Source organism: Paenibacillus sp. GYB006 (genome assembly GCF_036577645.1).
Taxonomy (GTDB): domain Bacteria; phylum Bacillota; class Bacilli; order Paenibacillales; family Paenibacillaceae; genus Paenibacillus.
Genome location: NZ_JARBDA010000009.1, coordinates 92,125 through 109,447, shown reverse-complemented (window position 1 = coordinate 109,447; position 17,323 = coordinate 92,125). Strand labels below are relative to the sequence as shown.

The 17,323-nt window shown below is 44.8% G+C and carries 8 protein-coding genes; 5 read left to right on the top strand and 3 right to left on the bottom strand.

What is annotated here, in order from left to right; genetic code table 11:
- Positions 1-80 precede the first annotated feature (80 nt).
- From PV403_RS18345 to PV403_RS18335, 3 genes are all read left to right on the top strand, one after another.
- Positions 81-2,066, top strand: a complete 1,986-nt coding sequence (locus PV403_RS18345) for an RNA polymerase sigma factor (protein ID WP_332085550.1) — start codon at positions 81-83, stop codon at positions 2,064-2,066.
- 67 nt (positions 2,067-2,133) lie between these two features.
- Positions 2,134-4,116: an RNA polymerase sigma factor gene (locus tag PV403_RS18340; RefSeq protein WP_332085549.1), complete on the top strand. Its 1,983-nt coding sequence runs from the start codon at positions 2,134-2,136 to the stop codon at positions 4,114-4,116.
- 7 nt (positions 4,117-4,123) lie between these two features.
- Positions 4,124-4,609, top strand: a complete 486-nt coding sequence (locus PV403_RS18335) for a DUF4188 domain-containing protein (protein ID WP_332085548.1) — start codon at positions 4,124-4,126, stop codon at positions 4,607-4,609.
- Positions 4,610-4,618: 9 nt separating this feature from the next.
- Here PV403_RS18335 and PV403_RS18330 read toward each other — a convergent pair whose 3' ends face one another.
- Complete coding sequence (locus PV403_RS18330; RefSeq protein WP_213532994.1) at positions 4,619-5,602, bottom strand: LacI family DNA-binding transcriptional regulator; 984 nt, start codon at positions 5,600-5,602, stop codon at positions 4,619-4,621.
- A 143-nt stretch (positions 5,603-5,745) separates the two neighbouring features.
- The gene (locus PV403_RS18325; protein WP_213532993.1) at positions 5,746-7,182 is read right to left on the bottom strand and encodes a glycoside hydrolase family 1 protein; all 1,437 of its coding nucleotides are present in this window, start codon (positions 7,180-7,182) and stop codon (positions 5,746-5,748) included.
- Between the two features lie 200 nt (positions 7,183-7,382).
- On the opposite strand from PV403_RS18325, the gene PV403_RS18320 reads away from it, so the two are divergent.
- Positions 7,383-8,447, top strand: coding sequence for a lactonase family protein (locus PV403_RS18320; RefSeq protein ID WP_249717284.1), 1,065 nt, complete (start codon positions 7,383-7,385; stop codon positions 8,445-8,447).
- 146 nt (positions 8,448-8,593) lie between these two features.
- The gene (locus PV403_RS18315) at positions 8,594-16,159 is read left to right on the top strand and encodes a beta strand repeat-containing protein (RefSeq protein ID WP_332085547.1); all 7,566 of its coding nucleotides are present in this window, start codon (positions 8,594-8,596) and stop codon (positions 16,157-16,159) included.
- A gap of 50 nt (positions 16,160-16,209) precedes the next feature.
- Here PV403_RS18315 and PV403_RS18310 read toward each other — a convergent pair whose 3' ends face one another.
- On the bottom strand, positions 16,210-17,169 hold the full coding sequence (locus PV403_RS18310) for a class I SAM-dependent methyltransferase (RefSeq protein WP_332085546.1): 960 nt from the start codon (positions 17,167-17,169) through the stop codon (positions 16,210-16,212).
- Positions 17,170-17,323: the final 154 nt, after the last annotated feature.

Below are 17,323 nucleotides of genomic sequence, written 5' to 3'. Positions count from 1 at the left end.
TTACCATGAGATAATGAGATTGGAAGGAATGGTGAACTAGGCATGAATAAATGGCATTCAAGACAAGGAGGAATTCGATATTGAGTTCATACCATTCATATAAAGATGAAGAGTTAACGACAGCTGTGAATCAGGCAGATTTCGGGGCGTACGAAGAACTGGTAGATCGAAAAAAAGGAGAGTTATATCGGATTAGTTCTGCTCTTACGAGAGAACATATACGGGCAGAACAGTTACTTCAGGATACAATTGCTGCGGTTTGGTATGAATGCAGGAAGAGCGAAGATCAAGAAATGGATGTTCCGCTTCTTTTCATGCAGACGCTGTTAATACTAGACAAGAAGAGGCAAAGCAGGAGTCGGCAGAACTTGTCCTCTATGGAAGCAATCTCGATGGAACTAAGAGATGCAGATGAGAATACAAGCGAATCTCTTCCAGTGAAACAGATGATAAGCCAGCAGTCGAAGCAAATAGAGCAGGCAATTAATCGCATGCCAGCTTCCGTAAGACAAGTGTTCCTGCTGACCTATCTTGCAGAGAAAGACAGCTCTGAAATGGCAACATACATAGGGAAGACAGAAACGCTCGTGACTCGTTACTTGCAGCAAGCGATGACGATACTTGCAATGGAGATTGGAGAGAACAGCGAGGATATACTTCGATCCTTGCTGAGGAAGCATTATGAAGAAGAGCGAGAACGGATCGAGATTAATCTACATACGGGAAAGGTAGAAGCTGCTGTTCAGCAAGGATTGACAGAGGCAAGAAAAGAAAGAAGTTTCAATCAATACTCGAAGCGGAGGGTCTACCGATGGTCTTTTATTGGTGCCATGCTGATTATCGTATCTGCTGCCATACTCTATATGTTTACAGATAGTCGTTCCCCAGCTGATTTACATCAGCCGCTGAATGCAGAAGGGACCTTGGTTACACCGGATATGAGTTACTGGAAACGCACAATGAAACAGGAACAAGGCTTAGAAAGGCGTTTGAACGAAGGGGATTATCAGCCGATTGGGCAAGTGTTGCCAGAAAACAATGGATTGAGGCTCATTATAGATGGGGCTATGGATACGAGTACCGGCTTCATTCTATGGTATACGCTTGAAAATGTAGGAGGGACAGAAGCACCCTTGCTTGATAATGGGCTCATAAGGAATCGCTCTAACAAAATTGAAATTGGATCGGGTGATTCCGGTGAGGAAGGTATTCATTATATAACCAAAGGCAATAAGACGCAGGGCAGGCTAACCGTGTCATTATCCAACAATGCGTCGACTGACTTACTTGCAGTGGAGAAAGAAGTATCTATCACGGCAAATGCCCATGATAAGAGATTTCGTTATGCTGAGTTTGTGATGGATATTCCTACTTTCCCAGAAAAGCCGATGAAAACAATTGATGTAAATGAACACTTTACGATTCAAGAGCAGGAGTATTATATCAAATATATTTCCATGTCTACTCAAAATACAAGGATACGTGTAGAAGCGGTAGGAGCCAAGAATCAATCTGAAGCGGATGATGCTGTAGGACGCTTAGTAGATCCAAGTCTGTATGTAGTAAACAAAAGCATTTTAGGTACGAGCAGAAAATCGCATTCATTACTGGAGAGCTATGGCTCTGATCTTATTTTTGAATCAATCTATTATGAGGAGTACACAGAGCTTAGCCTCCAAGTGGAAGGGTTTAAGAAGCTAGAGGGGGATTATGTGTCATTTATTATAGATTCGAACACAGGTGGAGTTATGCATAGTGATATGAATCTACCAAAATATATGAGGATTTCAACAGCAACAAATGAGGAAACACTTTACCTGCACTATCCACTAGAGAATAGAGATCGTTATGGGATATACGGAAATTTTATGGATGGTGGGGGAAATCGTTATAAAATTAGCGGATCAATTAAGAAAAAAGATGAAATTTTGTATAAACTTCCGAATGTACCTTATGTCCAGCCTCTCAGTTTTCGGTTCTATGAGAAAAATGAATCTGAACTGAATCAGAAGGAAGAAGATCCAAGTGTACACAATCGTCTCACCATTCCTATGGTGAAGAAGTAAATTGCAAGAGAGCTAATAAATCATTATATGAACCTCGAACAATACGGAAAGGTGATGACATATAACCTTGAATACACATCATCAATTACCAGACGAACAACAATATCCGGCAACAGGTACCCGGGAAAAGTCAGCATATGATGAGTTAATACAGCACAGAGCTCCTGAATTATACATAGTAAGCTATGCACTGACGAGAGAACATATACGGGCAGAACAGTTACTTCAGGATACAATTGCTGCTGTCTGGTATGAATGCAGGAAAAATAAAGATCAAGAAATGGATGTACCGCTCCTTTTCATGCAGACGCTGATAATACAAGACAAGAAGAGGCAAGGCAAGAGTCGGCAGAATTTGTCTTCTATAGAAGCAACCTCAGTGGAGGGAACTTCTATGGGGGAAATTTTTATGGAACCAAAAGATGCAGATGAGAATCCAAGCGAATCTCTTCCAGTGAAACAGATGATAAGCCAGCAGACGAAGCAAATAGAGCAGGCAATTAATCGCATGCCAGCTTCCGTAAGACAAGTGTTCCTGCTGACCTATCTTGCAGAGAAAGACAGCTCTGAAATGGCAACATACATAGGGAAGACAGAAAAGCTCGTGACTCGTTACTTGCAGCAAGCAATGACGATCCTTGCAAAGGAGATTGGAGAAAACAGCGAGGATATACTTTCATCCTTGCTGTGGAAGCATTTTGAAGAAGAGAGAGAAACACTGCGGTTAAACCTAGCTGAAAAGAAGTGGGAATCTGCTGTGCAGCAAGGTTTGCAGGATGCAAGAAAAGGCAAGAAGCCACCGGGGCGTACAAGGAATAAAGCAGGGTGGTCTATTAGTGGGATCATTGCAATTCTTGCCGTCACACTCCTTGTTCTCCATCCATGGACTCCAGAAAAAATCCATGAGGCATTGAATCGGGAAGGAACGCTTGTTGTACCTGACCTGAGTTTTATGATGGAGACAGGTGAGGAGGATAATCTTATCAAGGAAAAAATAGATGACGGTGATTATGTAGAGCTGGGTCAGGTGATGGAGGCGGATAACGGTGTGCGTCTCATATTGGATGCAGCCATGAACTTTGGGAGAGAGAAATTATTTTGGTACACCCTTGAGAAGGGGGAACTGCAACACATTCCTTACATCACAGGGGAAATCAGGGATGCAAGTGAAACAGACTTAATTGGGAATCTTCAAGGAACTAGAAACTTTACAAGTGAGAGTGATTCATCCTTGAAAGGGATGATGTTATTTACCAAAAATGATAGCTCCCTGCTGAAGTCTACGGAAGGGGCAATAATGAAGTTCGTAGTTGAAACTCAGGAGGATCAACGTAACCGTAACTATAGTCTCTCTACGCCTTATCCTAAGCTGCCGGAAGAGGAAGCAAAACATGTGATACTGCACGATAACTTTACTGTGGAGGGACAATCTTTTGAATTAACTGAGCTGATTATGACAACGGAATATACCCAAGTGAGATTGAAACCAGATCCTGAGAATAGGTATAGTATCGACAGTATAGATAGCATTGTTCTAGAAACAGGGACTGACGATAACCGCCGTGGATATGGAACTTTTGAAATGGGAGTCGATTATCTTCTTTTTCCATCCATTTATTATGAAGAATTTGATCATCTGCAGATTAGCATGGAAGATACCTTAGTGAATCTTGATCCTGTTCTAGTGGTTAATACAGACAACGGCAAGATCATTTCCTCACCTAAAGATTCAGCAGATGTTACTACCGAATTATCTATTGATCAAAGCACGATCGAAGATGGTTATTTCACAGTCCATTTTCCGATATGGAAAGGAACTAATTTTAGTATTTCGAACCGATATGAAGATGCAGCAGGTAATACCTTCTTTGTTCAGGATTATAAATATAGTGAAAAAGGCTGGCCTGCTTCTTTAAGACTGAATGATTTTAGCCATGTGCAGCCATTAACTTTTCATTTAGAATTTAACTCAGCTTCCGCCAATGATAGCCAAACCGGAACCCGAATCAGTATCCCCCTCATTGAATCTACAGTTAACATGAAGGAGTGATTGGAAGATGGCAAAAATAAATCGAGGGCGCTACACAGCGAAAATGGAGCAAGGATATGCCATTCTTATCATTGGCATGCGGGTGAATAAACTGTGGGCGATACCTTCTTGGCTGCCTGTATTCACCGCTATGGGCCGGATGATCCGCGAGCTGTATACGAACAAGGAATGGGGATTCTTATCTGCTGAGTTCATGTTTACAACTCGTGGTGCTACCGTTATCCAGTACTGGCGCTCGTTCGAGGATATGGAGCGATATGCTAGAGAGGGGGGCATACATCTAAAAGCCTGGCGTGAATTTAACCAGCTCTCTCGTAAAACAGATGCGGTAGGTGTTTACCATGAGAGCTATCTCATCGAGCCGGGACAATATGAAAATGTGTACGTTAATATGCCATCCACTGGACTTGGTAAAGTGGGAAACTTATTTTCAGCTGATCATCATCCAGCAGCAAGGGACCGGCTGAAGTACAACGAAAAACATGAAGAATAGGTCTTTTCGTTATACGCTTGATCGCTTAACAAGTTCAAATGGGATCGAACGTTTCATTGTTCCGCCCGTCGCCGTCTGCCCTGCTTTTCTCATCTCATGGAATGCGTGAAAAGCTTCCTGACCAATACGCTTCAAGTGTTGATCAATGGTTGTCAGTTTCAGAGCTTCTGAGATCAGAAGGTTATCAAAGCCCACAATCGCCAGATCTTCGGGAATTCGAAGTCCTGCTGCCTGTGCTTGAAGAATAACGCCTGCTGCCACCTCATCGCCTGTTATGAGGAGAGCAGTGGGTCTTTTTTTCATATTCATCATTCTCTCCACAATACGAATCCCATCTTTCATTTCCGTACTATCATCAAAAATCCACTCCGGGTTTAGAGGTACTCCGAGTTCCGCAAGCACAGAAGTATACGCCATATACCGCAGCTGACTGCTTGTACTATGTGCGCGGCCGATACAGTATCCGATATCTATGTGCCCATGTTCGGTTAAGTGTTTCATACCTGCAATAAAAGCATCATAATGATCCGTATATACAGAAGAGATCCGCTCATCTTCTATATATTCACAGGTCACGATCGGACCATATGTCCCGTAGCTTGCAATTTCTTCTACAGAAAGGGATCTAGAGCAGAGAATGAGTCCATCGATCTGTTTGGTGCGAAGCAGATGAAGTGCTTGTTCTTCCTCGTTTCGATCATATCTGCTTTGATATAACAGCGTACCATACCCGGCTTCGGAGGCTTCGTCCATAATTCCGGACAGGATAGCATGAAAGTAAGAATGGCTGCTTGGCACAATAACCCCAATTGTTTTCGTCTGTCCTTTGATTAAATGTACCGCATTGGCATTTGGTGTGTATCCTTGCTGATCTATTACTTGCTGAACTCTCCTGCGTTTCTCTTCACTCACATAGGGATGTCCGCTAAGTACACGAGAGACAGTAGATACAGACACACCTGCCAGCATGGCAATGTCTTTAATATTGGCCATAGGACCCTCGCTTCAATAATCCAGTATTTTACACAACAAAGAATTCTTCTATAATCATTATAATCATGAAAAGGAAGAAACCAAAAAAGCCCCTATGAGAGGGGCTGTAAATGGACTTTGAAAAGAACAGGTGAACCTGAATCTTAGATATTTTCACCATTCGTTTTAATGACATCTTGGTACCAGTAGAAGCTGTCTTTTTTGATGCGGCGCAGGTCTTTATCTTCTTCTTCATCCTGATTGACATATACAAAACCGTACCGCTTCTGATATCCGTTCAGCCAGCTCAACAGATCGGTGAAGGACCAGCTGCAATACCCAATGAGCTCGACACCATCCATCATCGCTTCTTTACACTGACGAATATGAGATTCTAAGTAAGCAATCCGGTATGCATCGTGAATCTGACCGTCTTCTTCTAGTTTATCAAACTCGCCAAGACCATTTTCTGTAATAAAAATAGGCAGGTTATAACGACTGGTGATCCGGCGCATACCGATTCGAAGACCAATGGGATCAATCGCCCAGTCCCAATTCGATTTTTCTACATGAGGATTATCTGCTGTTTTATACAGGCCAGGGATACCTGTTGCTTCATTGCTTCCTTTTTTGCCAGTGTTGTTCATTTTCCCGAAAGATACACCGTCCAGCGGGTTATGCTCATACGTGATGGTCTGGTAATAGTTCACGCCAACGAAATCGGGTTTGCCTTTCAGCAGTAACTCTTCATCTCCCTCTTCAAGCGTTGGAGCGAGTCCGATGCTTTTAAGATGGCGATATGGAATGCTTGGATACGTTCCTCTGCAGTAAACATCCAGCCACCAGTAACTCGTAAATTCTTCTGCATTCTCAAAAGCGAGCATGTCTTTGGGTGAACTGGTTGCCGGGTAGGAAGGTGTATAGGCAAAACTCGGCCCAATTTTACCATCAGGTACATATTTGCGGAACGAATCAATGACCTTCGCATTGGCAAGAAACATAATATGATTCGCTTCATAGAAACGTTTGCGATCCCTCACGCCCGGCGGATGCAAAGCCTGCATAAAGGCAAGGTTGGTATTGTGATTCTGTTCGTTTAAGGATACCCAGTATTTCACCCGATCTCCAAATCGTTTAAATAGAGTAATGCAGTATTCGTTAAAGTCCTCAATGATCTCTCGGGACTCCCATGCACCGTATTTATCTTGAAGTGCTTGCGGTACATCCCAGTGATACAGCGTAAGAACAGGTTCTATGTTGTTAGCAATTAGTTCGTTAATCAGATTATCGTAAAACTGAAGACCTGCTTCATTTACTTTCCCTGTTCCTTCCGGATAAATCCGTGGCCAGCTGACCGAGAAACGATATGCCCCCAGTCCCATTTCTGCCATGAGCGCGACGTCTTCCTTATAGCGATGATAGTGGTCAACTGCTATTTTTCCACTCGTTCCTTTATATGTTTTTCCAGGAATCTCGGTATAAATATCCCATACGGAAGGTCCTTTACCGTCCTCGTTCCAAGCGCCTTCAATCTGGTAAGCGGCTGAAGCTGAACCCCATAGAAAATGCTCTGGAAAAGGATTTAGTTTCTCATGAATCATAGAGTGATTCCTCCTTATATAGGTTTACCTTTTTTTGTTGTTATCTAGCATGTACACAAGTAGGTTACGTTATGAAATGCATTTCAGAGCAAGTATGCATCTTATGAACTTTTTGAGAAATTGACAAAAATTAGAGGAAAGCAACTCTTATATGGTTAATAGAAAAGTAACTAGACTAGCTTTATTAAGAGGAGCGATCGATGATGAACGAACTAGTGCAAAGAGCCGATGAAGTATTATTTTATACAGGAACGTATTCGACAGCAGAAGAACCGAGTATTTTTCTTATCGCCGCCAATAAAGAAACTGGTCAAATGCGTGTAATGAATCAGATGGATGGCATTGGTCAACCTTCTTTTGTAGCACTGCATCCAAGTGGTGAGAAACTGTACGCAGTAAGTGAAAAAGGAGAAGGGGAACTGTTTACCTACCAAGTCGATGCCTCTACCAAACAACTTCATCTCTTAGACCGGAAATCAACGGAAGGTGCAGACCCATGTTATGTGTCTGTTGATGCAGAAGGTCGTTATGTTTTTGTTGCTAACTATTCGAGCGGAAGTGTGAATGTGTTTAGATTAGATGACTCGGGTCTTCCGGTAGAAATGAGTGCGAAGATCCAGCATGTAGGGGAAGGGTTCCGTAAAGACCGCCAAGAGGGACCGCATGCTCACTCTATTCTGCCAAGTGCCGATGGGAATTTTGTTTTTGTCTGTGATCTTGGGTTAGACCAGCTACTTGTCTACCGTAACGAGGATGGCAAGCTTTCGACCCATTATGAATTAAAATTACCTGCCGGATCAGGGCCTAGACATCTTGTCATTCATCCGTCTGAGAAATTCGCTTATGTTGTGAATGAGCTGAATAGTACGGTTACAGCCATGACCTATAACAAAAATCGCGGGGAATTCCAAATTACGCATCATATCACGACACGAGGAGAAATGGCGCAAGATGAGAATACAGGGGCAGATATTCGTGTATCTCCTTGCGGTCGATTCTTATATGCCTCAAACCGGGGGGATGATACGATTTCTCTTTTCCATATTAATGAGGGAACGGGAGAACTTACAGCCATAGAACAAGTATCTACAGGAGGAAAAACCCCGCGTAATTTCAATCTCCTTGCAGGTGGGCTGCTGATTGCTGCCAATCAGGGAACGAATAATCTTGTTTCTTTCCGCATAGATCGCGATACAGGCAGGCTCTCGAAAACAGGATTTGAATTAGAACTGCAGTCACCCGTTTGTATTGAGCCATTAAAATAAAAGAGCAGTCCTACGAAAAACATAAACTTTGCCTCGGGGTGAAGTTTATGTTTTTTTATGTGATTTTACGGATTTATGAATAGGACGAACATTCGCACGATATATTGACCTACAAGTATGTATCCTAGCGGAGGTGTGTGCCGGCGATGCCCTACATCTTAAGATATAACGTCACAACGAATGGAACGATTACTTTTACCGGGAATACACTCGGGCTTAATAAAGTAGCAAACCAGAATAATCAGGGAACGACAGGCTCCATCGGAGCGTTTAGTACATTAAATACGACACTTAGAGCTGGAAACTTTCCATTAGGCACGACACTGAATTATACACTGAATGGTTCGAGAGCGGTTTTTGACATTCCGAGCGGTGCATCTGTGCTGTATGCTGAATTAATCTGGTCAGGTTCCTACGATGCGGGGGGAGGAAGCGTGCTTGGTGCTATAGGGAATCCTATATCCTTTTCGACACCTATTGGTACAACCGCCGTATCTCCTGACCCGGCAACCGCACAAAATACCGCGCCGATCCGTAGCAACTATGTGAATTCAGCCATTGTTACTGCGCTTGTGCAGGAAGGAGGGGCAGGTACATACGCAGCGGGTACAGTACCGGCTACGGTAACGGCGTCAAATAATAATGATAATTTTGCTGGCTGGACACTGGCTGTTGTCTATTCAAGCCCTTTTTTACCCTCCCGAAATATTAGTTTTTATGTAGGAGCCGAGATCGTAAACCAGGCTTTAGGAAGCACCACGACGTCGATTGGCGGATTTGCTACTCCAGTAACTGGAACGGTGAACGGCCGCCTGTTGGTCAGTGCAAGTGAAGGAGATCCACAGCTCGTAGGAGATCAACTTAGATTTGGACCTACCATAGCTACGCTGGCTCCCATATCCGGTCCTAACAACCCGGTGGATAATTTTTTCTGCTCACAGATTAATAATGATCAAGGTTTGCTTGATACTAGGGGAACGTTTGGAACACTTAACAGTCCTCCGGGAGGGGCTACGATTGGGGCAAGACAAGGCTGGGATATTACGAATGTGAATGTATCTTCCTCACTAACTAACTCACAAACGACGGCTGTGATTCAGGCTACTTCCCAAGGGGATGCTTACCTGGTGAATTCACTTGGACTACAGGTGGATGTGAATGCTCCATTTTTTGTGTTTACGAAAAGCTCAAATACCTCATCTACCCTTGTAGGAAACTCTATTCAGTACACATTAACCGTTAGCAATACGGGTACGGCTGCTGCTTCACTCGTCTTACTTAAAGATAATTTCCCTTCGTCAGGAAGTTTTGTACCGGGTTCTCTCTTTGTGAATGGAGTAAACCAACCGGGTGCAGATCCCGTGGCAGGTGTTGCTCTTGGGACAGTGAATCCAGGGCAGACGCGTACAATCGTATACTCTGTACAAATTGTGTCAAGGCCTGCTGGATCAGTACAATCGAATGTAGCTGAAATCTCCTATAACTTTCAAAGTTTACCTGGCGGTCCTATCTTCCAAGGTACCTCTCGATCCAATGGAAACATCGTATCCATCGGCAATCAGCCGCCAACTACACAAAATTATGCCGTGGTAACCAACGGAAACACAGCTGTTTCCGGCCAAGTTACGGGCAGCGACCCTGATGGCGATCCGTTGTCGTTCACTCTCAATTCCGTTCCTACGAGTGGAACCGCCCTAATAAATACAGATGGCACCTATACGTATACCCCTAATCCTGGGTTTGCAGGAAACGATTCATTCACGGTACTTGTAAGTGATGGATTCGGAGGGACTGCTGTATCTACGGTGGTAGTGACCGTATTAAATCAGCCGCCAATCGCAAATAACCTCGATGTGACCACAAGTAAGAATACGCCGCTGAGCGGTCAAGTAACCGCTACGGATCCGAATGGTGATGGACTAATTTATAGTCTGAACTCGGCCCCGGCAAATGGTACGGTTACCATAAATCCAGACGGAACTTTTGAATATATACCGAACACAGACTATATAGGGAATGATTCTTTCACTTTCCTCGCTGCCGATCCGAATGGGGGAACAGCGATAGGGGCTGTAACGATCCACATACTCAATCGTCCGCCGATTGCGCAGAATGTGAATCTGACGACACCTGCGAATGTGGCTGCGTCAGGTCAGGTTACGGCCAGTGATCCCGATGGAGATCCACTCACCTTTACACAAAACACTTCTCCTGTGAACGGTACATCACAAGTCAATCCGGATGGAACCTTTACGTATATTCCGAATCCTAGTTTCATAGGCACCGATTCTTTTACCGTGCTTGTAACGGATATTAGCGGGGGCACAGCGGTATCTACTGTAACGATTGAGGTTGTTAATTTACCGCCTGTAACAAATAATCTTAATCTCGCAACAGGAGAGAATATTCCCGTATCAGGTCAAGTAACCGCTACCGATCCGAATAGTGACCCACTTACATTTGCTTTGACGGGGGCTCCGGCTAGCGGAACTGCAGTCGTAAATCCGGATGGTACGTTTACGTATACACCGAATCCCGGATTCGTTGGTACGGACGCATTTAATGTGGTCGTCAGTGATGGAAACGGAGGCACGGCAATCTCTGTTGTAACGATCCAGATAACCAACCAACCACCTATTCCACAAAATTTGACCCTAACAACTGCGGGGAATACACCGGCATCAGGTCAGGTTGTAGCAACCGACCCGAACGGCGATCCGTTAACGTACAGTTTGAATTCAGCACCGACTAACGGAACGGCAGTGGTTAATGCAGATGGAACCTTTACGTATACACCAGGTGCAAATTTCTCGGGAACGGATGCTTTCACGTACCTTGTATCAGATGGGATTGGAGGCAAAGCGATAGGTAATGTGACCATTAATGTGCTGAATCAGCCGCCATCCACGAGCGATGTTTCTCTTTCGACGATCCAAAATATGATGGCTACAGGCCAGGTGATCGCCACGGATCCCAATGGGGACCCGTTAACGTATACTTTGCAGTCTCCTCCTTTAAGCGGTACGGCAGTTGTTAATCCAGATGGAAGTTTCACCTATACACCGAATACCGGTTTTACAGGACCTGATTCTTTTACTGTACTGGTGTCTGATGGATTTGGAGGAACTGCGATTGCAACAGTGACCATTAACGTGGTTAACCAGCCTCCTATAGCACAAACACAAAATTTCACTACGGTCCAAAATACAGCTTTATCTGGACAGATTATTGCGACGGATCCAGACGGTGATGCTCTTACTTATCAGCTGTCATCTCTTCCGGTAAATGGTACGGCAGTCGTAAACCCAGACGGTACGTTTACGTATACCCCAGCTACCGGGTTTGTAGGCACCGATTCCTTTACTGTTCTTGTTAGTGATGGAAAGGGTGGAACGGCAGTGGGAACGGCTATTGTCAGAGTAGCGGATCAAGCGCCTATAGCACAGGATTTGGCTATAACGACGAACGTCAACACACCGGTAGCGGGTCAAATTCCGGCAACCGATCCCGATGGAGACCCACTTACGTATACATTATCTGTGCCACCTAGTAATGGAGTTGTTGTACTGAACCCGGATGGAACCTTTACGTATACACCCAATTTCAACTTTTTCGGAATCGATAACTTCTCTGTATTGGTGAGTGATGGAAAAGGAGGGACGGCTACCTCTAACGTGCAAGTGGGTGTTCCGGTTGCTGCGCCTGTTACATCGGATGTAACGCTGAATACGAACACAAACATTCCGGTATCCGGCCAGGTGATAGCTACCGATCCGCAAGGCGAGACTCTGACCTATACTGTATCAGCTGGACCTGCGAATGGCTCTGTCGCTTTGAATTCGGCGGATGGAACCTTTACGTATACCCCAAACCCGGGGTTTGCTGGCACGGACACTTTCTCTGTGCTTGTTACGAATACAAGCGGGGTTTTCGTTACTTCGGTCGTAACCATTAACGTAGATAACCAGCCTCCGGTGGTACCAGATTATTCTTTTGACACCGTACAGAATCCCCCGGTTGGTGGTCAAATTATAGCTACGGACCCGGATGGAAACCTGTTAACGTACTCACTAGCTATTGCACCAACACTGGGTACAGCGTTGGTAAATCCGGATGGAACCTTTACGTATACGCCGAATCCAGGTGTCGTCGGGACGGACATTTTCTCTGTACTGGTTAGTGACGGAAGAGGAGGCACGGCAACCTCTGTAGTCACAGTTAACATTATTAATCAGCCTCCTGTAGCTGAGGATTTACTCCTTGCTACACCGAACGGAGTCCCTGTATCTAGTGCTGTGACGGCAACCGATCCGGATGGGGACCCGCTTACCTATTCACTGAATGCTGCTCCTGTGTTTGGCACAGCAGTGGTGAATCCAGACGGTACTTTTACCTATACACCGAATGCAGGCTATGCAGGAAGAGACAGTTTCACCGTGTTAGTCGATGACGGAAAAGGCGGAACGGCGATAGCAACCGTCCAGATTGATGTCACGAACAGCCCGCCTATAGCTGTAGGAACGAATGTGTCTACTACTCAAAATACACCAGTAGCTGGAGCTGTGACGGCAATAGACCCAGAGAGTGACTCACTTACATTTAGTTTACTCACACCTCCGGCAAACGGGGCTGTCACCGTAAATCCAGATGGAACGTTCACTTATACACCGAATCAAGGTTATGTAGGTCCCGATAGTTTCACTGTACTCATTAGTGATGGCCTAGGTGGAACAGCAATAGCGACGGCTACTGTTAACGTAACCGATCTCTCGCCGGTAACGTCCGATGTAAGTATTTCGACGTCTATTAATTTATCGGTATCAGGGCAAGTGACAGCAACCGATCCGGAAGGTGATCTGCTTACGTTTAGTCTTTTATTACCGCCGGTAAATGGTACCGCAGCAGTGAATCCAGATGGAACTTTCACCTATACACCAAATCAAGGTTATGTAGGTCCTGATGCGTTTACCATTCTCGTGAGTGATGGAAAAGGAGGAACGGCGGTATCAACGGTCAATGTTCAAGTGGTTAATCAGCCGCCGCTCACCCAAAATTCAACTGTATCCACAGTGCAGCCAATACCGGTAACAGGAGCAGTTATTGCAACCGATCCCGATGGAGATCCGCTCACCTATACGGTACAGTCACTACCTGCTAATGGAACACTGATCTTGAACCCGGATGGAACGTTCACGTACACACCTGCGGGTGGGTTCTATGGCACCGACTTCTTCACTGTAACGGTCAGCGACGGAAGAGGAGGAGTTGCAGTAGCCGCAGTTACAGTAAACGTGAATGCGAGTCCTCCTGCAGTTCAAAGTCAGAACCTTGAGACCGGAGTAAATGTACCGATATCGGGTCAAATCGTTGCTGTTGATCCAAATGGGCTGCCGCTCACTTATTCTCTACAATCTCCACCTGTTAACGGAACGGTAGTAGTAAATCCAGATGGTACATTCACCTACACTCCGAATCCCGGATACAGGGGACTTGATAGCTTCACCGTACAGAGTGCTAACTCTGCAGGGGGGATAGGTGTAGGTACAATAACGCTAACGATAGTCAATCTTTCGCCGACTGCTACAGGTGCTAATGTATCGACGACTGAGAATATTGCCGTATCTGGAGCTATATCTGCAGCCGATCCCGATGGAGATCCGCTTACCTTTACGATCAATTCTCCTCCGGCAAGTGGGACAGCAATCGTAAATCCAGATGGTACGTTTACGTATACACCAAATACCGGATTTGTAGGCAGTGACTCGTTCACCATTTTAGTTAGTGATGGCAACGGAGGAACAGCGATAGCTCCAGTTACTGTTCAAGTGACGGGCCGGCCTCCGGTTACAGAGGATCAGGTGATTTCAACAAGTCCAAATACGCAGGTTAGTGGACAGATTATTGCTTCCGATCCCGATGGAGATCCGCTCATCTATCTCCTGGGTTCTTCTCCGACGAGTGGAACGACCCAGCTGAATCCAGATGGAAGTTTTACGTATACTCCGAACGCTGGCTTTGCAGGCACGGATTCTTTTACGGTATGGGTGAGTGATGGAAATGGAGGAACTGCGGTTTCCACGGTGACCATCAATATTCCTGTTCTTCCACCAATCGTAAATGATGTTACCTTTACGACGTTTGCAGGAAATCCAATCAGTGCTGTGTTAACTGCAGTGGACCCTGAAGGCTCGGTAGTTACTTTTACTTTGAGCATACCGCCTGAACAAGGTTTGGTTACGGTGAATCCAGATGGAAGTTTCACATATACACCTGGTCCAACATTTGTAGGTACCGATCGGTTTACAGTTATTGCTACAGATGCGAACGGTGCATCCTCCAATATCATTGTGACCATTCAGGTCATTACCGGCACACCGAGTGCACCAGATGTCTCACTTTCTACCCTTATCAATACTCCAGTAGACGGAATAGTAACAGCGAGCGCCCCAGATGGAGTTCTAATCTTTACGCTCTATACGTTATTGCCGGCAAACGGGACAGTCGATATAAATCCTGACGGTACTTTTACGTATACCCCAAATCCAGGATTTATCGGAATAGATCAATTTAGTGTCATTGTTACCGACCTATACGGTCAAAATGCAATTTCTACCGTGACAGTAACGGTAGAAGATGATATCCCATTTGCTAATCCGGTAAGGATAGCTACGGTTCAAGGGCAGGCGGTGAATGGAGCTGCGATCGCGATTGATCCAAATGGTCTTGCATTTGTCTATTCTTTAGAAACTTCTCCTGAGTTCGGTACGGTGATTGTAAATCCAGACGGTACCTTTACGTATACGCCAAGTCCTGATTTTACAGGTACAGATCGCTTTACAATCATTGCTATAAACAGTGCAGGAGAATCGGTATCGATTCCTGTTACCGTAGAAGTAAGTGCTTCCGGACCGGTGAATGGACCGATTACAACCGATATCGGCATTGGAACAGTGCAAGATCAGCCTGTATCTGGGACCATCCTTGCGAGTGATCCGGCAGGGCTTCCGCTGATTTATCAGCTTGCAGGTCTCCCGAATTCAGGATCAGTAGAGCTAAATCCAGATGGAAGCTTTACTTATATTCCAAACGCAGGTTTTACGGGAACGGATACGTTCAGTGTAAGGGTCAGTGACAGCTTGGGACTCAGTGCTCTGTCCATCGTCAGTGTTGTTGTATATCCTTCAGGCAATCCAAACTCCGTGAGTATTCAGCTTACTACGACAGTAGGAACCCCTGTAAGAGACGCACTGCCAGCGGGTCAGGGGAATTATATTTTGCGGAGCGGCCCTTCACGGGGAAGAGTAGAATTACGACCGGATGGCACGTTTGTTTATACACCGGATGCCGGATTTACCGGAATTGATGAATTTACGATACAATTTACGGATCTGGCAGGTAAAATCACTTTGTTCCTTGTTTCAGTAAGAGTGACAAAGGGAAGCAGCACCATAACCCTTCAGCTTCGTACGGAAGAAAACCGACCGCTTTCAGGAAATTTAAATACAATTGGTCTCGGTCTTATTGTTACAGCACAGATCATAGATAACCCGAACAATGGAAGACTTGTACTCAATGCAAATGGAACGTATATCTATTTCCCTGATCCTGACTTTACAGGCCCAGATCAATTCACATTTATCGTAACGGATGCCCAGGAAGGTATTTATACGGTCATTGTTAATGTACTTGTCTATCCGGAAGGGGAAGAATAGAAGAAGATTTCATTCGGATGTTGATAAAATAGAAAACCCGGAAGCCTCGATTATCGAGAACTTCCGGGTTTCTTTTTCGGGTTTAGCTTTCTCTTTTTTATGGGGTTCTTTTTGGAACGAAGGAGGGGGACAGCTTTATTTTTTGATATTCTTTTTGGCTTTCTAGCAGGCTTTCTTGCGTTTGGCACGCTTATAGAATCCGGCTTAGATGAGGAGGGGGAAGGCGGTTCCACCGGAATAGTTGGTTTGGCTTCCGTATGAGAAGATTCCGCAACCTGAGAGCCGAGCATGGCGAGATGCTCGGTATAATAGATTTTTTCAATCTCACGCTCATTCTGAAAAGATAAACGCTGCTCGCTCACATACTCCGGCTCCTCCCAACTTCTTTGTTTTAGATAGGTAAGCTCTTCGGGAGAGATCTCTTCTTTAATAACAACAAGCTGGTACATGATTTGGTAGGCCACATTAAGCTGGCTTTGTCTTAACAGACTGAGCTCCAGAGGATCGTACGCGCTATAGAGGGGGAAATAAAAAAACTCCAGGTGTAAGAGCCGAAAGTCCATCCTGATCTCCTGCTCCGCTTCGGAAAGGGACCAAGATGTATGTTGACGAAAGAGATACTCTTCCTGATCTACATAATAATGAGGGTCCTGCGTCCAGTAACGAGGGGAATACTCGTTGAAAAATTGTTTGAAATGAGGGTTTGCCATGTGTGCCGTTACATGCGCATAAGGCGCTATAATACATACAATCGCACCATGTTTACATACACGATAGATCTCTTCAAGAACAGGCTGCAAATGATGAACATACTGCAAACTATGGGAAGCCATGATGTAGCTGACGGAATTGTCTTCGAACGGCAGAGGCTCGTTCATATCATGGATGATATCCACTGCATCGTAAGGAAAACGGTCAATACCTATACATCCAGGCAATTTTTGATTGCCGCAACCTAGATCAATTCTCATAAATAAACCTTCTTTCTTCGTCCCCCTCACTGTATTCATACACTGCCTCCAAGCACTACCTCTTATAGCTGTATTCAGGAAGTGCCGCTGATGTATGAGCATTCATCCAGACAAATGACCCATTCTTACTAGCGATATTTTACTTTCCGTATTTTCATCTCACAGCAGAAAGTGTCATTAAATTAAGGAGTGA

Bases quoted from the DNA above. Each gene is read 5' to 3' on its own strand.
- PV403_RS18335 (WP_332085548.1), top strand. From the start codon at position 4,124: ATGGCAAAAATAAATCGAGGGCGCTACACAGCGAAAATGGAGCAAGGA.
- PV403_RS18330 (WP_213532994.1), bottom strand. From the start codon at position 5,602: ATGGCCAATATTAAAGACATTGCCATGCTGGCAGGTGTGTCTGTATCT.
- PV403_RS18325 (WP_213532993.1), bottom strand. From the start codon at position 7,182: ATGATTCATGAGAAACTAAATCCTTTTCCAGAGCATTTTCTATGGGGT.
- PV403_RS18320 (WP_249717284.1), top strand. From the start codon at position 7,383: ATGATGAACGAACTAGTGCAAAGAGCCGATGAAGTATTATTTTATACA.
- PV403_RS18315 (WP_332085547.1), top strand. From the start codon at position 8,594: ATGCCCTACATCTTAAGATATAACGTCACAACGAATGGAACGATTACT.
- PV403_RS18310 (WP_332085546.1), bottom strand. From the start codon at position 17,169: ATGAATACAGTGAGGGGGACGAAGAAAGAAGGTTTATTTATGAGAATT.